We start from the raw sequence: 18,615 nt of genomic DNA, 5'->3' as shown, positions 1-18,615 counted from the left end.
ACCAAACTGACAAAGATCAGCGCAGACTTGTAATCGTCTCCAACGTCTCCAATAACACACGAACTAACTAAAAAGAGTAGGTCAAAAACCTACTCTTTCTATTTGGATAACGAAAACATCAACGATACCGATGTCTCCGTCTTAGCCATTTGATTAGTGCGTGGCCTGCGTCCAACAGCAGGTCAAACGGTATTCTGCGCCACAAAAGCCCTCCGAAGTAATGATTCCATTACTTCTTATGCCAGGATTGGCCTGCCCTTTCTGGGATTTTCGCCAAATGAAGCGCAGTAAGCCCATTACTTCCACGCTTGTCTTTGCGGCCAGTGACAACAAGCATTGATTGACCCGGAATTAGATGCCCAAACTTCTCTTGCACGTCCGGGAATACTGTGACGTTTAGAAGTCCGGATTCATCTTCGAGCGAAAAGAAGATTACTCGTTTACCAGATTTAGTTGGTGGTGTGTGGGGACGTATGACGACACCGGCTGCTGAAAGAACAGCTTTGGAATCTTGATTCGTCTTAACATCACGACACGTCTGAATCCCCCGCTTCGCAAGTGACTCTCGCCAGAAGGAGATTATATGCCGATCAGGTGAAAAACCTAAGACCCGATGTTCCTGCATTGATCGTGTGAAAGCATCAAAATCCGGTCTTCGCGAAATCACCGGTTCAAGATCCAATGCCAGCACGAGTCTTCCCGTTTCTGCCGGCGGCAGAATTGTTCCCAAGCTGAATAGAAGTTCTTTGCGATTCTTGTGCAGCGAGTCAAAGGCACCAGACAAGACTAGGTTCTCTAGCAGGTCGCGATTCAGTCGTACGCGCCGGACGAAGTCACCCCACGATAGATAAGGTGCAGCGGCTACGATCTTTCCTGCTTCTGCCTCTTTCATCCCTGAAATCTGCAATAGCCCGATTCGAATAGTCCCATTCTGGACTGTAGTTGAGGCACCACTGCTGTTACAATCGGGTCCGTAGACCACAATTCCCCGCCGCCTAGCTTCATTCATAAGCGTGGCAGCTGGGAAGAACCCCATTGGCTGATGATTCAGCAACGACGCATAGAATTCTGCTGGATGATGTTTAAGTAGATAAGCTGTTTTGTAGCTGGTATCCCCAAAGGACGCTGCATGTGCTTCACAGAATCCGTAACCTGCATAGCCCTGAATCCATGTGAAGACCTTCTCTGCGAGTTCTGGTTCAACGCCTCGCTCGATGGCTTGTTTAACAAACTGTTCACCAAGCTCGGCCATCTTTTCATACGATCGGTTGTGAGAAATAGTCCTGCGCAAGACATCTGCCTGTCCGGGTGTGAAGCCAGCCAATTCTACGGCAATGCTGATAACCTGCTCTTGGTACAGAACAACACCGTAGGTATGCTCCAGAATCTTGTCAATGACGGGATGAATAGATGCGACGGGTTCCGTGCCATTGCGCCGTCTGACGAATGGTTCAATCATTTCACCTTTCAGTGGCCCTGGGCGAATCAGCGCGACGGCAGCAATGACGTCTTCAATGGTTCGTGCTTGCAGTCTTGGTGCGAGGGATTGTTGTGCTGGACTTTCATTCTGAAATCCACCGGTTGTTTCACCTGATCTGAGTAGTTCGAAGGTTTCTTCGTCGTCCAACGGAATCTGGTCATATTCAAACTTCGGGGAATGCCGCCGAACCATCACAGCGGTATCTTCAACTACGCCCAGCGTTGGCAGCGAAAGCAAATCGAATTTCACCAAACCAAGATCCTCGACACCGTCTTTGTCATAGTGCGATATCAACATGCCGTTTGCGGCTCGGAGAAGCGGAGTAATTCCTTGAACTGGCGCACCTGTGATCATGACTCCGCAGGGATGCGCGGAGATATGCCTTGGCATATCATCCAAACCCGCACAGAGTTCAAATAGAAGCTCGAACTTCTTCCTGTCTACCTTCAAGGATCGAATTTCGGGTCTGCTGTCGAGCGTAGATGCAATACGCTTCGCGGAAAGCGCCCAATGGGAATATCTAGCCAGCTTGTCAATGTCTTCGGTTTCGAAACCAATGGCATTGGCAACATCCCGAATTGCGCCGCGTGCCCTATAGCGATTGAAGGATGCTACACCCGCGACATGTTCCTGACCGTACTTGCCAATCACATACTGAACGATTGCCTCTCGATACCGGCGATCGAAATCAATATCTATGTCCGGCAGTGACTCTTTTCGTTCGGGGTTAATGAATCTTTCGAATCGTAAATTGCGCTTGAAAGCATCCACTTTGGTGATGTCCAGACAGTAGGCTACAACAGAATCTGCTGAACTGCCACGACCGGCATATCTGACGCCTTTTGACCTCGCGAAGGTCAGAAGGTCATGGACAATCAGAAAGTATCCGGCAAAACCCAAATCCGTGATGACACTAAGTTCGTATTTGATGCGCTTGTCAAGCTCATCATCGATGGTGCCGTACTTTCTTCTGGCACCAGCTTCTGCCAACTGGCACAGTTTGCGGATTGAAGCGTCTTCAGAAATGCTGCCAAACCGTGGACGATAAGCCTCGTCATTCAAAGAATAGTCTTCACATCGATCTGCTATGACATGTGTCATCTCCAAAGCCTGCGGCATGTCTTCAAATAGTCTTGTGAAAGCTGTAGGACTTTGCAGATATCCAAATCCGTTAATGGGCCGTTCAGGATGCGGGTCGTCGAGCTTAATTAGATTGCGGATGCAGGATAGCAAATCGAAAATGCGATATTGATCTGGCCGGGCGTAGTGAACCGGGTTGCAGGCAACGACAGGAATATTCAAATCAGAACAAAGTGCTGTTAAGTGCGCGTTGAATTCCTGCTGCATTGGTTGAAACGTACGTTCTATGCGGACGAAAAAATCTGCGCTCAGTCTGTCTCGCACACCACGAAGCCAGGCTTCGGCCTTTTCCATGCGCCGCTGATAAACCCATGATACGAGTGGTGCATCATTTCCTCCTGCAATCAGAATCATGTCTTCTGCGTCATCAAGAAGGCGACCTTCGTGAAGCTTGGGTTGACGCCGTTCATTCTCCAGATGTGACTGCGTTAATAGCCTGCACAGAGAAGCAAAACCCTTGCGTGATTTGGCAAGGGCGATTATTCTGCCGGTGTTTAGTGTAAGTTCTACACCGAGTATCGGACGCACTCCGTGGCGTTTGCATAGTCCAAGAAATTCTGGGACTCCGCACAAGTGATCTACATCGGTCAGCGCAAGCGTGTCATAACCAAGTTGGGCAGCAACTTTGACAAGCTCTTCCAACCGCGATGCGCCATTCAGAAAGCTGAACTCGCTGCGGACCATAAGTGGAACAGGTGGTCTCATGCTGACTTGGCAAGCCAATCACCAGAATTTGGATTGCGGCACAGTAGAATTCTCCGTTGATTCGTCAGCACAAGAAAGAACTCCCGCGCAACTTCCGTCTCCCACCAGCGTCCGGCTTCCCACCAATGATCCAAGACGCAGACAATCAGCTGTGACTGGCCGCGCCAGAATAGCGAATTGGGTGCGCCTGAAGCGCATATGACGTTCACTGGCTCCATACTATGGCAGAGTTAGCCCACGAGACTGATAGACTAGTTGTGCAAAACGAGGCTGCTGTCGTGCAAAAGCGGTGCTTCCAGTCACCAAAGAGTCCATGCCGTATCGGGTGTGAAGTTTGTTCTGTGCACGTTCAAGTTGTTCTCCAGCATTGTTAGTAAGCGACTTTTCCCAAAGCAAGTCTTGTGTAACTTGTCGGGGAAGTAATCTAAGGGCTTCAACGTCAATGCTCTTTAGGCTTTGCTGCATGCCGTCTGGCAACAAATCAAAAAGTATCTTCGTAAGTCGTCCATCACTAAGAACTCCTTGCGAAAGCTTGTGGTCTACTTCGAGCTTCTTCACTTCAGACTTATAGGCTATTCGTAAACATGAGGTCTGCAAAGAAGCGTCTGCAAGTTGTGTAGCGATACTCGATGCGACTTCTGCTATCGCCCGCTGACAGGCAAATTCATCTGATTCTGTGACATCCACACAAGATTCAATCTTGCGCGGTGGGAAGTTTGGTCGAACGGGTTCTTTGTGTCTAGTCAAGAACTTTAGCACAAAGATCCGATCGAAACCGAGATGCGATTCCAGAAATCCCGGCGGCAATCCCGTGACTTGTGCGACAGTATGAATGTCAAAGTGGTGGAGACGCTCCGTAACGCGTTCAGGCAGAGCCATTGACTCGATCGGCAGCTTGGACAGGACGAGAGACTCCATCGCAGGAGTGATAAACTGGTTGTGCCCGCGAGCAAGCCAAGCCATCCACTTGTCCGCTCCACCACCCCAATTGAATTTCAGGCCCGTTGTCTTCGTCAGCTCTTCATTTAGACTTCGAACCATCGTATCTGCGTCGCCAAATCGCTTGAAGTCCTTCGTGATGTCCAAGTAGCCTTGATGAAGATCAGTAGTCTGAACCATAGGCGTGAATCCAGCGATGACCGACCAAGCCTGTTCAAAACGATCTGAATAGTTTTCTGGTCGAAACTCCTGAACTTCGAGTCCCGGACACTGTCTTCGTGCCAGTCTAATCGTGTCACCTACCTGAACTCCGTGCCTGGCTGCTTCATCTGATGCTTCAAGGACGGTTCGATCCCTAGCCACCGCTTGCTTTGGGCCCTGTTGCAGTCCGTACAGATAAAAACTCGGAAACATAACAAAAACAATCATAAAAATGTCGTTATTTATTCATTTGTTCAATGAATATACGGAGCAATTTGGCTTGAGTCAAGGGATGAAAAAGCATTCTTTCGTGAAAGCCACGCGGTGCAATAATACCCCGTGAGTATCTCTTCCCGCCTAATACCCTAGGAATCATACAAACCTGGTCCCAAAACCGAGTTTGGAATTTCTTTTGTTGGATTTTTTAGGTCTCTGGGTATGCCCCTATGATGTCCCAAAATCGTGTTATTGTTACTATTTTTCGTGTGAATTCAAAAATAAAAAGAAGACCTGCGCTTACAGGTCTTCTTCAGTCTCATAGGCTCCGAAATCGTCCTTGGAGTCTATTTTTTTTCGTTGCACCTAATGCCGCTTCAGGATCACCTTCAAGGCTTCGGATAATCCTTTTAGTATCCCGTCGATCAATCCCGGTCTATTTCTCATTCAATGAATCTCCGTTAGTTTTGTCCTCGGACAGATTCTTATTCCAGAAAAGATGATTGTCTCTGAACCACCCAGATCCACTGGTTCAAAACGCGCGAGTGCTCGAGCAAATCAACATATCAATCAAAGCCCGAGAGAGACTTCTGTGCTCAATCATGTTAGCTTCCGTTAGACACGTCAGCCTATTCCTTCTAAGGTTTCTTCTAATGATTCTTCTAAACATTCCACCAAACTATTTTATCTTGCACTAAGGTATTTTGCACCTTTTGCTTGACACACTGCTCGTCGTGAACTATATTTGACCACGAATAAATACGGAGACATCATGTATCTTTTTACCGAACACAGTAGTTCTAGAAGTGCGGAGCGCTTTGTTTCTGACTGGGAAATTGATGCAACGCTTCGCTATGGACAGAAACGAATTTTAATGAGTGTAATTCGCTTCGAGTTAACACAAGAAGATGTCAAAAATAATCGATTGTGGGACACTGATGTTCGAAACGCAATAGGTACTGTTGTTGTCTGCGATGCCCGTTGGTCGCCGCCTGTATCAGCGTTTAAGATCCTCACAGTATACAAACAGAACCAGTAACCACAAAAGGAGACTAGCATGCAAAGACGAAATGGTAGAACGCCCGAAGATGATTTCAAAACAATGATACTTGTAGTACTATATGCCAAGAAGTCAAGCGTGCCTACCTGGAAAGTCGTAGAGATAGTTAGAACGATCCTTGAGGCGAACGGAATGTTAAGACCTTTAGACTTTGAGCTTTTGAGTTCTGACCAGAAGAGGTATTACAACACGTGTTGTTGGGCGCGCAAGCAATTGAAAGACGATGGTTATCTCCGTCGTGATTCTCGCCATGGGCAATGGGAACTTTCAGAAAAAGGACGGATATACATGGAGTCGCAAATCAAGACCGAAAGAGTTCGTAAGTTGTTGGCAACATGGAGGGACAAGAACCAAGCCTTGCGTCCGCGAACTGATCACGGTGGAAGTTGCTGACAGTTAATCAGGTAGATCTCAATTATCCATAGAAGAAGAGCCCCCGCGAGGCTCTTCTTTTGTCGACCGCAATGACCTACTTTTTGTCCTCGTCGTCATCCGGCCGGTCATTGCCGCAAACCCGATCTGCGACTGTACAAACTGCGTCAACTATTGCGCAGCCTTTTCGATTCATATTGTTGTTCTCCTAGTTCGTGATAAGTGTCCACGTCGCGAGATCCAGAATCACACGATGTGGTAGTTGTTCGTTGTTAACATAGCGCTTGACCAAGTTGCAGACAACACTCGCCGCCATCAAAGGCGTGTAGCAAACGGTGCGTGCGGTACATGGTTCTTGCAGAGTCTGATCGTCTGAAACGATCGTCCGTGAATAAGCTACGCGTTCCTCTCGAATTTGTGGATTAGCAATGTGAATGTCCATCGTGTTTAGCGCCATGCGTGAATCAATGTAAACCTGAACGCCAGCTTGGTCTCGAATACTCTTCCAGATTGCCTTGCGACTTTCCATGCTGTCGACAGCGGATATGACAACTCCTGAAAGTCGTCTTCCGTCATATTGCAAACAGGTACTGTTTGACAGCAGTCCGGTTTGATTTTCAACAAGAACAGAAAACGCATCCGCTTTCAGCAATCCCACATCAGACATCCCATAAGCCTGATTGCTGACATTGTGAATATCCACAATATCGGCATCGAAGCAAGTCAAGTTGCAAACGCCCATCTTTGCAAGATATAGGCCCGTCACCGAACCAATGCTCCCTAGACCGATCAAAGTCACAGACAGATTTGCCAATCTGTCCGCATCGACAACATCTTGCTGTCTTAGAAATCGCATGTCGTTCATGTTGTCTCCTAGAAGGGTTCAAGTTCATCACGATCCAATCCCAGCCAATCAAGTTCGTCATTCAGTTCGTCCATCGTCAATGCACCCCGCTCCTTAGCGTCCCGCAAGCTTGCAGGACCGTAGTCACGATTCCTTGGAACAAAGGCTACCTCCTGCACTTTAGCTTTGAACTCCGACATGCACGATTCGGCAAGACCATCTACAAGTGGAAACTTAGTCTCCCATACGACATCGGCAAGATACATGTGACTCGGATGATACTGGTCCAAACGCATGATAGTATCTCGGCGTTTGTTGACTACCAGTGACAGAAGCCATTCACCATTTGCGAGTCCGTCGATGCAAGTGTTGTCCTGCCCGCTCCAGAATACTGACATGCTGCCATGCGAGTGGGCCCAGCATCGGAGCTTTCGTGAGTCAATGCCCTTGGATTCAAGTTCAGTGATCAACCTAGCCACGTCGGCAATGTCCATGTCTGTTTCATCGTACGAGCAGTTTTGCTTAACCAGAAAGAAGTCTGTAACGACCAAAGCAGTGATGCGCTTGGAATCAGCATCAACGACTTCATCGACCAGTCCAAGACACGACACTTCGCCCTTTGCCATGTCTGTCCATAGCCACAGTTTCTGCATGGCAGTTGCTTCAACTTGAATCTTGATTCCCGCATCAACCGGCTGTCGCTGCGTCCTCTGCAAGTTCTGCATCGGTATCCACCTCCTCGTTGTCTTCTTGTGGGCGGTTGGGGCAATCGTCTTCATCGTGGTCATCGTGTTGATTGCAGTGAGGACACCACCAGCATGATTCACAGTCGCTAATGTCATGGCCATAGTCGTCGCACCACGAGCAATAAGGTTCATCGTCTTCATCTTCGGTCCAGTCATTGGACCATTTTTCAAGGCGAACGAATGGATCCGATGAGTTGTAGCTTGATAGGAATTGATGAACCAGTTGTAGCAATCCATGCAAATCAAGTTCTCCTGCAAGTCGTGGTACGAGATGCCCGATATTGCCCCAGCAGATGTTGTTCGGATCATCCGTGACATGCGGATGGATGTAGCCGTTCATTTCAGTGCCACCGCTGATAAGTACCTTGCCAATATCAAGACGAACTTCCACGGTGTATGGTTCAAAGTCGTATCGCCCGCCGTCATGTTCAAGCACGATTGGATACGTCGTCGCGATGACCGAAGAGTCTTCCAGCTTGATAGATTCGTAGCAACTCGGCACTAACTTCATCATCTCGACAAATTTCCGCGTTGCCTTGGATTTAATCAATTCAGGTGCTCTGCTGAACAGCTTGAGAATCTCGTTGTCGCCCTCGATCTTGCGAGATAGAGTCATCACTTGCATGCAGAGTCGTTCGAGTTCATATTTGTCGTCGCGTAATGTTCGTGCAAGTTCCTGCTTACGTTCGGCAGCAACTGAAAGCGTTGTTTCGATCAATGCCTGGCGTTGGCTGTTTCGAAAGACACGGCACATGCGTGGAAGATGCGCATCGAGAATGTTCGATGTGATGTCCAGTCTGGGTGCGCCGTACAAAACCAACCACGTCGGTGACACCTTACCGACAAGCACGGACTCCATCACAATCGGATCACCGAACATGTCCTTGCACAACTGCGAATCCTTCTCGGCATTTACATACACTGCAATCCCGACTTCATGCCAAGTCGCAATATCAGCTTCCTTGGTTATCAGCGTAATTGGCGTATGACACTTCTGGGCGTGGAAGTTGCACAGCGTTCTAATCTGTTGTTCAATCATGATTGTACCTCCGGAGGAAAGAGGGCCATGATCACGTGGATCACAGCCCTCTTTGAATACTTTAGACTACGTAGGACAGGTAGTCTGAAGCACCCTCCTAGATGCCCCCTTTGACCTGCGGGACCAGTGTCAGCACGGCCCCATCGACCACGACATCCGTATCGAAACACGGGCTACCGTTCAAGTGCCGAGTGTTCGAGCTGTCTTTCGGGAAACCTGCCTCGGCAATAGCCTGTTCGACTGTCGTGCCGTCACTGACGTTGATTTCTTTGGCCGAGCGGCCTAAGCACAATACTTTCACCCGCATGAGATTCTCCTGAATGGTTGATCAACAAGAAGGCCCCGCACAATGCGAGGCCTTTTCTTTCTTGATCTCTTATGCCAGGGAATCAGGCATAAGACTAAGAGTCTGTCTTTGCACCTAACACAGGCACCACAAGATGTAGTGTCTGTCTCGATTCTGTCTCTAACGCTTCGTAAGATGATGTTTTACGAGGAGCCACCTCTGATTGCCAATCTATTGGCAGGCTCCTACTGAGCTTAGAGTACCACCTTCTGACAAATACAAACGTACATACCCAAATATCTAAATTTCTCGAACTTACACTCAATAAAGCCTTAACATGTCAGCGCATTTGTTCCAGTTGAGTTGAATGTTCTCGGACTGCGTGATGACCACACTGAGGATTCCACAGTTTCTCCATCAAATCGCTCTGTGATATCACCTAAGGATATAAGCATTTTAGACTGAATGCCTCGCCAGCAACGAATTGCAATTCGTGCAAAGCCTGCTATATTGCTAGGAACGAACAACGTTACTGTACCAATATGACATCACTCTTCGTTTCAGACTTACATGGCAGCACAAGACGGTATGACCGTCTTTTCGAATCAATCAAGCAAGTACTACCGAAAAACGTCTTCGTTTGTGGCGACCTTTTTCCGCATCGAATGAACTCGCAAGGGTTTATTGCGGGATACCTAAGGCCACAACTAAAGCGTCTGCAGGAACACCTACGTGAACATTTTCCTCTAATCTATTTGATCTTAGGAAACGACGACCCTCGAGCCGCTGAACCTGAATTGCTGGAACTTGAAAGTCAAGGACTTTGTATCTATTGCCATGGCAAGCGTGCAAATACTGACCGATACGTCGTTATAGGCTACAACTACATTCCTCCGACCCCATTTCAACTTAAGGACTGGGAGCGGTACGATGTATCGCGCTACGTTGATCCAGGCTGCACACCTCCGGATGAAGGTGAAACTAGCGTTGACTTAAGCGAAACGGAAAGAAAGTGGTCAACAATTGCAAGCGATCTAGACAAGTTGACAGAAAACGTCGACCTGACAAACGCAATTCTAATGTTCCATTCACCGCCTTATGATACACAACTCGATCGCGCAGCGTTGGATGGCCAATCATTTGAAGGAATTCCGCTCGATTTACACGTTGGGAGTATTGCGATCAGGCGATTTATCGAAAAACGGCAGCCAATGCTAACATTACACGGACATGTGCACGAATCGACGAGATTGACAGGAACGTGGCGCCAGAAGATTGGTCGTACACATTGTATGAACGCAGCACATGACGGACCGGAACTCTCCGTTATCCGATTCAAGATCGACGAACTTGAGTCAGCTGAGCGAATTCTGATTTAACTTTGACTAATTGGAACCGATCGGAATTTCGCGAGCAGAATCTGTCACTGCATTAATTTTGACGGCGTAGCTGGTCTGCCTCTTAATGTCTTCGTCAGTGATCATGTGAACATCCAATAGGCCGGTGCTTCGATAACCGGTCTTCAGGTAGTTTATTTCGTCAAGGCACAGACTCCAGCCCTTTAACCATTGGTGAAGGGCTTCTTGTTGTGCACTCGTTCCAGCGAAATGTATAAGAAGATCAATATCGCTACCGGGTCCCGCCGTGCCATTTTTCGTGCTTCCGATAATGTAGAGCGCTCTGACGCCAAACTCCTCGGCATTCATGGATCTCGCAAGTCTTTCCACCATTTCAGATCGCCATTGCCAATGTTCGCCCTTCTCCGTTTTCCCGAGAACAAGTCCCTCGACAGATTTGGCGACTGGCAGCGCAGAAGGTTGTGATAGTATTCCAACTGCTTCGTTCGAATCGGCGTTCATGAAGACCTTCAATACCTTTCCGCCCGTACAAGCAGGTACATCAATGACGCGAATTACTTTCTCGAGATGTGCAAATGCAGGAATCAGATCCTTCAAAATATTAGGAGAATTCTGCAGCATGTGGAGATTAAATCGTACGTCAGGGTCGTCAGGATAAAGAGGCAGATAACGAATACCCGCTTCAACCAAATCCTGAAAGAAGTGCGTTCCAAATGAAAGATCCGGCACGTAGTTCCCGATGCGTCGAGCAATTTCAATCAACACGGCCGAATTGTTGATATCGGAGTATGTTACGTTTACTCCAAGTTTGATATCGCCTCTGCTGCCCCATCGACCCGGACCCATCAGAACAAACTGGCGCTTCGGCAATAGCTTGTTAAGCTCTCCCACCGCGCGGCCAACTGCACGCAATTCTTCGATACCTTCAAGGGATGCGTATCCTTCCGGATCAACATACACAATGTGAGTAACGTCCGGCACGGTGCCATTGGAAATGTATTTGTTTGCCGAAAAAACGCACGCGACATCCGGGAAGTCACGCGGAATGACGGCCGGTGCACTCTCTTGCCCTGCACTTTGCGGCCTGCATTGCAATAGATGAAGATTCGAACCGTCAGACGCGAATTCAATGTCTACAGGTGACTGAATGGTTTCCTGCAAGATTGAGAGAATGCGGTGCATTTGATTGAGAAAGGCGGTGTCTTCAAAGAGCGTGCGGAACGTCACAATTACCTCCTGGTAATTGACGTCCATTTCGGCGATTGAATACCTGCGAATTTCGTTGCCGTCCAGTATCGATACCATGTTTGCAACGTCAGGCAGCTCGTCACCGCAGCACTCAAGAAATTCCTGCACGGAAATCGTCTCGAAACAGTTCTCTTCAAGATTAATGACGTCAATCTTTGAAGGAGAATAGCGCGCAATTTCCTCTGGCGAGACGTTCACGCGCAACCCCGGCTGACCGGGTGCAGCGAGCACAGGATAGTCGTCACTTAGTCGGTCAACGGCACGAGTCCCAAGTCCAGGTACCATGCGGACCAGGCCGTCCTCGCGTCTGATTCTCGGCGACCATCGAAACTCATTGTTGCTGAATGCGACGCCCGCCCAGGAAGGCAAAAAGAACTTTCCAACATGAGTTCCAACTACCTCCTGGATCATCACACTCATTTCTTCGTGAAAATCTACAAGTCCACGCTCGATACGATACTCGATTGGATCCGGCCCGAAGGTAGATGAATAAACCTCTGCGATTGCGTCCGTGAGCGCGCTGAGCCGTTGCGCCTTTGTTCCTTGATTTGCAAGAAAGAGGCTTTTGTATTTGCCCGAAAATGCCGCGCCAAACCGGTCTTCAAGTAGACTCGAACTTCTTACAACCAGAGGCTTGTCTCCAAAATCATCAAGTGCCATCGAGAGCCCCTGCAACATGTCGGGCGGAAACTGTGAGTTTTTGAACAACTGGATTACATGCGCATACTCTTGTCTGACTTGAGCAATATCTTTGTACTTTTGTTCTACAACCTCTTCGAGATTGTTGTAATGGACAAATACTGATTGAGCATCGGAGGCTATATACCAGGTTTTTGGAACCCGGAGCGCGGCAAGCTCGGGGAATTCTTCCGCATGCTTCTTGAGGATACTTTCTGCAAGAAACAACCCTGCGCTTTTGCCGCCCAGCCTGCCATGACTTCCGGACGGATAGACGACGCGCGAGAGCAAATCATGAAAGTCGTAGAGATTAACGAACTCCTTGGCGATCCTGATATAATCCAAATCATCGGAAAAAATTCTTCTGAGTAATGCGACGCGAATGCTTTTCTTCGTGAAATCCGGCAGATCGATTCCGGAGGGCGAAAGCAGGACAAATCTGCGCACGGCGCTAATGACGTCACCCAAACTAATGGACGGGTCAGAGACTGCCTTCAGAAGAAATCCCGCGCGGTCTTCTTTCATCCAGTCTTGGACAAGATTCAAGATTGCCGCGGACGGCATATGTTCGGATGCGATTCTGAAAATAGATTCACTGTTTGCCTCTAATCCAATACTACTCTCAATGCGGCGAGGTTGGTTTTCGCCTTCTTCGGTGCCTGGTTGCGACAGGCTTCGGTCCGAACTGAAAATTCGCTGCAGCTCTATGGCTTCGGGCGTTCCCTGCCTGCAAAGTGTAATTAGCAATTTTCGAGCAATGCGGTTGTAAAGAACCGTGTTAGTTCCGGCAAGCATGTCGATGACAATTCGCCAGTCCGATGCAGGTGTCGGAGATACCGTATCTCGAGCCCGTTCTACTTCTCTCAGAATTTGGTTTAGCTTTTGGTGCTGAATGAAGCCGGCAATACGCTCCGATATTGTCTGGATGAGCTTCACTTCTTCTTTCAAAAATGGACCAGAGTCCGCCTGTGGCCTATTTTCGAGATAATGAACATGAATTCTCCCTACGACCAATCCTTGCACGACGATCCCCGCAGTCTGCGACCACGGCGAGTGGGCAAAATTGCTCGAGCAATACGCATGGTCGCCGTAATCCAGTTTGCAGCAGCAAACATCGGAGAATTGCCATCCTGCCGGAATAGCTTCAACGACCTTTGATAGTACCTCGTCAAGCTCGCGCCCATAGTCCTTCAGCAATTCTTCAATTTGGTAGAGGCAATTAAGCTCTTTTGCACGTTCCGAAAGGTCGTGTAAAAGCTTGTCAATGTTCGGCCCGTTCTTATCCATGTAGTATTATTCCGCGTCTTGTTTTGCCGTCAACCATAGTCTTGAATGGTGATCTTGCTCTCAGTAATTGAACAAATTGGGTTTCTTCGATGATTTCACATGCATCCAAAACGTCCCACGCGATATTGCGCAGAGAGTTTTCGTGAGGCATGGAGAAATAGAACACTCGAAAACTTGTCAAGTTGTGAAAAAAGTGCGAGCCCTGGCTGGGAGAAACCACCATTCCTGGCAGCGTTGCTTCAATTATCACTCTCGCTGAAGAAATCTGCCCTACGTGCACGGGAATCCCGCGCCATTCGTCTGTCGTACCCCAGCGGCCATAACCTACCAAGATACTATTCCTATTCTCACGAATCAACCGCGCATTCAAGTATTCGATTTCGTTGGCGATAACCGGCGTGTGCTTCCAGTCAAACAAATCCCGCCGGACGAGAATAATATCTTCAATTGTATCGATAATTCCGTTACCCAAAGCATTGTCCGAAGCCAACAAGACATTTGTCGCTTCGAAATCCTCTTCACCAAACTCGACGTTCACGGAGTCGATGACAATTGGCCGGACTTGCAAAAACCCGAAGCTCGCCGGCAGTCCATCCTCGAGGTCCAAGGACATCGCAAACTCGATCTCCACGGGACTGCCGAGCGCTGTCTCGCATTCCTTCAACAACAGCTTTAGAAGTTGATTCAACGGAACTCTGTTGTGAGTCAATATTGGGGTGAAGTTTAGCAACCTCGGTCCGCGCGTGCTAATTCCGCTCCGAATTCGCCCCGACTCCGAATCAAACGTTGAAGCGAGGAATTTGAGACTTCCGTCAACTTCGGCATCCGGTAAATCGCAGCGAATCAAATATTCGGCTTCATTTACAGGATCATAGACGGTCGGTTTTTCCATATTCACTGCCCAGAACGTCACCTGAGAATGTTTGAGCATGTCGGAGATTGTATTGAAGGGCGGCCCGACGTGAGGCAGATGCGGGGAATAAGTCCACGCCGCTTCACCGTCCACAACGGTTTTGCCAAGTCCAAGGGCCAAGTCGATAACGCCATCTTCAGGACGCACCCAATTCATAGCGTAAAAGTTAAAACTCCTCGCAACTCCTGAAACTTCGGGATAGAATCTTTCTCCGTGTCGCTTTCCGACAACTTCTTGCAGAATGACAGCCATCTTCTCTTCTGTCGTGTCATCAGTGCAGTTTCGTCTGTAGATTCTTGCCTCTCGGAAATACGTTGACGCATAAACATATTTGATCGCTTCGATGAGCCGTAAGAAGCGTTCTGACGAGCTGAATTGATTGTTCGGCACCATCTTTGTTCCGTACACGCCGGCAAACGGGCGGTAAAGTGCATCCTCGAGTCTGCTTGAAGACCTTACTGCTATCGGAGTTGTCAGACTCTGCGCAAGGGTCATCAAGTCGCCAACGTACTCGGTTGGAAAATCGCCGCGCTGGAATGCATCTGCAATTCGGACGTCCGAAATTTCCGATTTGACAAGCTCTTGCAGCTCGTTTCGCTCCATGAACAAGTCGAAGACTTCGGTAGTGAGAACAACCATGCGGGGAATCGATACGGAAATGCCTTCGAGTTCGCCTGAGAGATCAAGCCTGTCGATAAGGGCTTTGGCGGACAGAAGCCCGTGCGCCTTTCCTCCGATTTCACCAGAGCCAATTCGTGTAATAGGAGTCAGGTGAAATCCGGTATCCCGAGAGTACCCTGGAATCAGATCGAGAATCTGCTCTTGTGTATGCGTGAAGGCGGTGAGTTTCATATGACACAAAAAGTAGAAATGGAACCGGAATTACTCCGGTTCCATTTCGTATGCTATATAGGTATTATTTTAGTCCGTTTCGCTTACACCCAACCTCGGTCACGGCACGCTTTTGCAACGCGGTCCACGGCAATCGTGTAGGCGGCGTCACGCATATACAGCTTCTTCTTTCTCGCAAGTTCGCTGACACGCAAATATGCGGACGTCATCTTAGTATCCAGTTTGCCGAGTACTTCATCCTTCTCCCAGAAGTAATTCATGTTGCTCTGCACTTGCTCAAAGTAGCTGCACGTCACTCCGCCCGCATTGGCCAATAGATCGGGAAGCATGAAAATGCCGCGCTTGTGGATCTCGATGTCCGCATCCGGAGTGGTCGGCCCATTCGCGCCTTCGGCGATGATCTTAACTCTTTTTGAAATCTTGTTGACGTTTGCGGCGGTTATCTGATTTTCCATTGCTGAGGGGAATAGAATATCGACCTCTTGCTCAATCCAAGCTTCACCCGGCAGGACTTCGTAGCCGAGGTCCGTAGCCTTATCTTTGTCGACTCCGCCAAAACGGTCGGTGATCTTCAGCAACGCGCCCAGATCAATTCCCTCTTTCTTTCGCAGGGTGCGCGGAGTCTGTTCCTTTTGGTCCCAATAGGAGATAGCGATGACTTTGCCGCCAAGTTGCGTATAAAGTTGGATCGCGTACTGTGCCACGTTTCCAAATCCCTGAACACTTGCAATCGTGTCTGCCGGCTTGATGTTCATCTCTCGCAGGGCTTCTCGCACGGTGAAGACGACACCATATCCGGTGGCTTCAGTACGGCCCAAAGATCCCCCCATACCGACCGGCTTGCCCGTGATCAATCCCGGGAATCTCGCTCCGCGAATCGTTTCGTACTCGTCAAGCATCCAGAGCATGTGCTGGGCATTGGTCATCACGTCAGGAGCCGGAACATCTCGATCCGGTCCAATGTCTTGCGCGAGTTGCCGGACCCATCCACGGCAAATTTGCTCTTGCTCACGGCCGCTGAGATTGTGCGGATCGCAGATTACGCCGCCTTTGCTGCCGCCCAAGGGGATGTCTACGACGCTGCACTTCCAGGTCATCCACATTGACAACGCGCGAACCGTATCGAGCGTTTCCATAGGGTGAAACCGAATGCCGCCCTTACCCGGGCCTCGCGCGTCGTTGTGCTGGACCCTGAAACCGCGGAAGACCTGTGTTGTGCCGTTGTCCATTCTCACGGGTATAGCAAATGAGTACTCCCGAAGCGGTTGGCGTAATAGCTCGCAGGTCGCCTGATCGAGTCCGAGCTGTTTTGCTGTTTGATCGAATTGCGCTTGCGCCATTTCGAACGCGTTGAATGACTTAGTAGCCATTACTGTGATTCCTCCGAATCGTTGTGTTGCAGGCGGCAATCTAATACCACATGCACACAGTTAAGTTTGGGAATTCATCCTGTTTCCAGGAGCTGGCCGTTCACAATGAACTTTCAGCACCACAAATGTACGAAAGTGCAAAATCGTCCGCTACAGGTAGCTTTCTCCTACTTTAATACAAACAATTATAAATGTTACATATGCGAGACTGTGATTAGCACACACAACGTTTGAGAAATATTTCACAACAAAACATAGTCCCTTTTGCATTTCGGGGATCATTTCGCGAAAAGTCATTACCCGCTACAGCACCAGAAGTCGACAGCCCTTGGATTTCAGGCCAAGGGCTTTGGGTCACTTTTACTTTGATTCATAACATTTCATCATGGTCGACAGAAGCGGATCACGTGCAAACCAAACTGACAGTTCTCCCTAAAGTCGAGTCTATTCATGAAGAACTCCCAGAGCATTGGCTCAGGACGAATGAAACTGAACTCGCAAAAAGCGAACTGCTTTTGCTAAGGCTGCGGAATCCAGAGTTTCTTCTCACGCATCTTAGCAAGATCCGCGATTGTAGTTATTTTTAGGAAAGACTCGACCTCTGCTTTCTTAGTTTTCCAAAGTTGATGAACGCAACACGCTGTCTCGTCGCTGCAGACGCCGTGGCCAAGTATGCAGTCTTGCGCAAGGGTAAGTCCGTCGAAGAGAATAAACACATCATAGAGCGCTATCTCTTCAGGCTTGCGCAGAAGCGTGAATCCGCCTCCCGGCCCTTTGCTCGAGTTGACGAAGCCGTTTGAAGATAGATCGCGAAGCAACTTTGATAGAAAAGCGCAGGTAAATTCTCAGTTTTTGCGATCGCACTCGCCAAGACTGCGCCGCTATTCATATTCTGCGCAAGGTGCACCAAGGCACGTATTGCATAGCCGGTCTGTCGGGAAAATATCATTTCCCTATCCTTCCACCAAACACAAAAGATCCACTATTATTCACAAAAAACACTCAATAAAAATTATGATCAGCAAACATGCACTGTGTCGCAAAGTCAACTATAGCCCAAAGAATTGAAGTTAACCTGTTTTCCGTTAGAAGATGTGCCAAGCCCTTAGCGTTGCAAGTATGAGCTTTGTTGATGCCATAAGCAACACAATTGCAAGTAACCGTCGTAGCCAAATTGGACTTACTCGGTTTGCTCCGACATAGGAACCAAGCAATCCACCAAGAAAGGCCCCCACAATGACTCCCGCTGCGGGCGCGAGCGTCAGCTTATTTGAAATGGCGCGGCCAGCCAATCCAGCAAGTGAGTTAACCAGAATGAACAGTGCAGACAAAGTCGCAACAGGTTTTACTGTCGCCCAACGAAGCAGTAGAGCCAACGGACTCAGAAAGATGCCTCCGCCCACACCAACAATTCCGGACAATAGCCCAATCGCGCTTCCGCTTCCAACCACACTCCATATATGTGGTGCTCTCAGTGCATCTAATTGACCACTGTTTCTCACAACACCAATCCGTGCCGCAGCAAATACCAACACTGCCGACAACAGCAGCTTATAGATATGCGCGTCAACTCGAAGCATTCCCCCGATAAACGCAAACGGCACGGCAAAAAGTATGATTGGCCACGAGAAAGCCGGGAGTCTGTGCCCACCCCTGCGGTACATTACAAATGCAAGTGTTGCAACCATAACATTCAGCAGCAGAGCTGAACTTGACATCTGTTCCGGCGAAAACGCGAAGAAGCTCATTACGGCAAGGTAGCCTGAAGCTCCTCCGTGCCCGACGGAGGAATAGACAGCCGCAACAAGGAAAATTATCGACGGTAGCAAAAGATAATGTAAAGTGTTGGACTCAATCATCAAGTATTTGCGAGGGAACTTA

General features: G+C 48.7%; 16 protein-coding genes. 3 read left to right on the top strand and 13 right to left on the bottom strand.

Annotation, left to right across the window (positions count from 1 at the left end):
* Positions 1 to 229: 229 nt before the first annotated feature.
* Genes H6507_00160 through H6507_00150 form a run of 3 tightly spaced genes read right to left on the bottom strand, consistent with a single transcriptional unit; the run spans position 230 to position 4,627 of the window.
* Complete coding sequence (locus tag H6507_00160; protein MCB9367514.1) at positions 230 to 3,325, bottom strand: DNA polymerase III subunit alpha; 3,096 nt, start codon at positions 3,323 to 3,325, stop codon at positions 230 to 232.
* The gene (locus tag H6507_00155) at positions 3,322 to 3,543 is read right to left on the bottom strand and encodes a hypothetical protein (GenBank protein MCB9367513.1); all 222 of its coding nucleotides are present in this window, start codon (positions 3,541 to 3,543) and stop codon (positions 3,322 to 3,324) included. The genes H6507_00160 and H6507_00155 overlap by 4 nt, the downstream gene beginning before the upstream one ends.
* Before the next feature lies 1 nt (position 3,544).
* Complete coding sequence (locus tag H6507_00150; protein ID MCB9367512.1) at positions 3,545 to 4,627, bottom strand: hypothetical protein; 1,083 nt, start codon at positions 4,625 to 4,627, stop codon at positions 3,545 to 3,547.
* A gap of 826 nt (positions 4,628 to 5,453) precedes the next feature.
* Between H6507_00150 and H6507_00145 the strand changes: the two genes are divergently transcribed.
* Together H6507_00145 and H6507_00140 are read left to right on the top strand one after the other, a co-directional pair.
* Positions 5,454 to 5,720: a hypothetical protein gene (locus H6507_00145; GenBank protein ID MCB9367511.1), complete on the top strand. Its 267-nt coding sequence runs from the start codon at positions 5,454 to 5,456 to the stop codon at positions 5,718 to 5,720.
* A gap of 18 nt (positions 5,721 to 5,738) precedes the next feature.
* The gene (locus H6507_00140) at positions 5,739 to 6,134 is read left to right on the top strand and encodes a winged helix-turn-helix domain-containing protein (GenBank protein MCB9367510.1); all 396 of its coding nucleotides are present in this window, start codon (positions 5,739 to 5,741) and stop codon (positions 6,132 to 6,134) included.
* 187 nt (positions 6,135 to 6,321) lie between these two features.
* On the opposite strand, the gene H6507_00135 is transcribed toward H6507_00140, so the two are convergent.
* The 4 genes from H6507_00135 to H6507_00120 all read right to left on the bottom strand — a co-directional run bounded on the left by H6507_00135 (position 6,322) and on the right by H6507_00120 (position 9,049).
* Positions 6,322 to 6,978: a ThiF family adenylyltransferase gene (locus tag H6507_00135; protein ID MCB9367509.1), complete on the bottom strand. Its 657-nt coding sequence runs from the start codon at positions 6,976 to 6,978 to the stop codon at positions 6,322 to 6,324.
* An 8-nt stretch (positions 6,979 to 6,986) separates the two neighbouring features.
* Complete coding sequence (locus H6507_00130; protein MCB9367508.1) at positions 6,987 to 7,682, bottom strand: hypothetical protein; 696 nt, start codon at positions 7,680 to 7,682, stop codon at positions 6,987 to 6,989.
* The gene (locus tag H6507_00125) at positions 7,645 to 8,742 is read right to left on the bottom strand and encodes a hypothetical protein (GenBank protein ID MCB9367507.1); all 1,098 of its coding nucleotides are present in this window, start codon (positions 8,740 to 8,742) and stop codon (positions 7,645 to 7,647) included. Before H6507_00125 ends, H6507_00130 begins: the two co-directional genes overlap by 38 nt.
* A gap of 97 nt (positions 8,743 to 8,839) precedes the next feature.
* The gene (locus tag H6507_00120; GenBank protein ID MCB9367506.1) at positions 8,840 to 9,049 is read right to left on the bottom strand and encodes a hypothetical protein; all 210 of its coding nucleotides are present in this window, start codon (positions 9,047 to 9,049) and stop codon (positions 8,840 to 8,842) included.
* A gap of 521 nt (positions 9,050 to 9,570) precedes the next feature.
* Between H6507_00120 and H6507_00115 the strand changes: the two genes are divergently transcribed.
* Positions 9,571 to 10,407 (top strand): metallophosphoesterase, encoded by an 837-nt coding sequence (locus H6507_00115; protein ID MCB9367505.1) that lies wholly within the window; start codon positions 9,571 to 9,573, stop codon positions 10,405 to 10,407.
* A gap of 6 nt (positions 10,408 to 10,413) precedes the next feature.
* Here H6507_00115 and H6507_00110 read toward each other — a convergent pair whose 3' ends face one another.
* From H6507_00110 to H6507_00085, 6 genes are all read right to left on the bottom strand, one after another.
* Positions 10,414 to 13,599 carry a nucleotidyltransferase domain-containing protein gene (locus H6507_00110; protein ID MCB9367504.1) on the bottom strand — a complete coding sequence of 1,062 codons (3,186 nt, stop codon included), beginning with the start codon at positions 13,597 to 13,599 and terminating at the stop codon, positions 10,414 to 10,416.
* Positions 13,592 to 15,364 carry a hypothetical protein gene (locus tag H6507_00105; protein MCB9367503.1) on the bottom strand — a complete coding sequence of 591 codons (1,773 nt, stop codon included), beginning with the start codon at positions 15,362 to 15,364 and terminating at the stop codon, positions 13,592 to 13,594. The genes H6507_00110 and H6507_00105 overlap by 8 nt, the downstream gene beginning before the upstream one ends.
* An 83-nt stretch (positions 15,365 to 15,447) precedes the next feature.
* On the bottom strand, positions 15,448 to 16,734 hold the full coding sequence (locus tag H6507_00100) for a Glu/Leu/Phe/Val dehydrogenase (GenBank protein MCB9367502.1): 1,287 nt from the start codon (positions 16,732 to 16,734) through the stop codon (positions 15,448 to 15,450).
* Positions 16,735 to 17,252: 518 nt separating this feature from the next.
* Positions 17,253 to 17,552, bottom strand: a complete 300-nt coding sequence (locus H6507_00095; GenBank protein MCB9367501.1) for an Rrf2 family transcriptional regulator — start codon at positions 17,550 to 17,552, stop codon at positions 17,253 to 17,255.
* The gene (locus H6507_00090; protein ID MCB9367500.1) at positions 17,462 to 17,683 is read right to left on the bottom strand and encodes an Rrf2 family transcriptional regulator; all 222 of its coding nucleotides are present in this window, start codon (positions 17,681 to 17,683) and stop codon (positions 17,462 to 17,464) included. The genes H6507_00095 and H6507_00090 overlap by 91 nt, the downstream gene beginning before the upstream one ends.
* Before the next feature lie 136 nt (positions 17,684 to 17,819).
* Complete coding sequence (locus H6507_00085; protein MCB9367499.1) at positions 17,820 to 18,563, bottom strand: sulfite exporter TauE/SafE family protein; 744 nt, start codon at positions 18,561 to 18,563, stop codon at positions 17,820 to 17,822.
* Positions 18,564 to 18,615: the final 52 nt, after the last annotated feature.

The sequence above is a fragment of the Calditrichota bacterium genome, assembly GCA_020637445.1.
Classification (GTDB): Bacteria; Electryoneota; RPQS01; order RPQS01; family RPQS01; genus JABWCQ01.
Note: the sequence above shows the minus strand (reverse complement) of the source record. Positions and strands in the feature narration are given on the sequence as shown.

Bases quoted from the DNA above. Each gene is read 5' to 3' on its own strand.
- H6507_00110 (MCB9367504.1), bottom strand. From the start codon at position 13,599: ATGGATAAGAACGGGCCGAACATTGACAAGCTTTTACACGACCTTTCG.
- H6507_00125 (MCB9367507.1), bottom strand. From the start codon at position 8,742: ATGATTGAACAACAGATTAGAACGCTGTGCAACTTCCACGCCCAGAAG.
- H6507_00115 (MCB9367505.1), top strand. From the start codon at position 9,571: ATGACATCACTCTTCGTTTCAGACTTACATGGCAGCACAAGACGGTAT.
- H6507_00135 (MCB9367509.1), bottom strand. From the start codon at position 6,978: ATGAACGACATGCGATTTCTAAGACAGCAAGATGTTGTCGATGCGGAC.
- H6507_00090 (MCB9367500.1), bottom strand. From the start codon at position 17,683: ATGATATTTTCCCGACAGACCGGCTATGCAATACGTGCCTTGGTGCAC.
- H6507_00145 (MCB9367511.1), top strand. From the start codon at position 5,454: ATGTATCTTTTTACCGAACACAGTAGTTCTAGAAGTGCGGAGCGCTTT.
- H6507_00160 (MCB9367514.1), bottom strand. From the start codon at position 3,325: ATGAGACCACCTGTTCCACTTATGGTCCGCAGCGAGTTCAGCTTTCTG.
- H6507_00140 (MCB9367510.1), top strand. From the start codon at position 5,739: ATGCAAAGACGAAATGGTAGAACGCCCGAAGATGATTTCAAAACAATG.
- H6507_00105 (MCB9367503.1), bottom strand. From the start codon at position 15,364: ATGAAACTCACCGCCTTCACGCATACACAAGAGCAGATTCTCGATCTG.
- H6507_00155 (MCB9367513.1), bottom strand. From the start codon at position 3,543: ATGGAGCCAGTGAACGTCATATGCGCTTCAGGCGCACCCAATTCGCTA.
- H6507_00120 (MCB9367506.1), bottom strand. From the start codon at position 9,049: ATGCGGGTGAAAGTATTGTGCTTAGGCCGCTCGGCCAAAGAAATCAAC.
- H6507_00100 (MCB9367502.1), bottom strand. From the start codon at position 16,734: ATGGCTACTAAGTCATTCAACGCGTTCGAAATGGCGCAAGCGCAATTC.
- H6507_00130 (MCB9367508.1), bottom strand. From the start codon at position 7,682: ATGCAGAACTTGCAGAGGACGCAGCGACAGCCGGTTGATGCGGGAATC.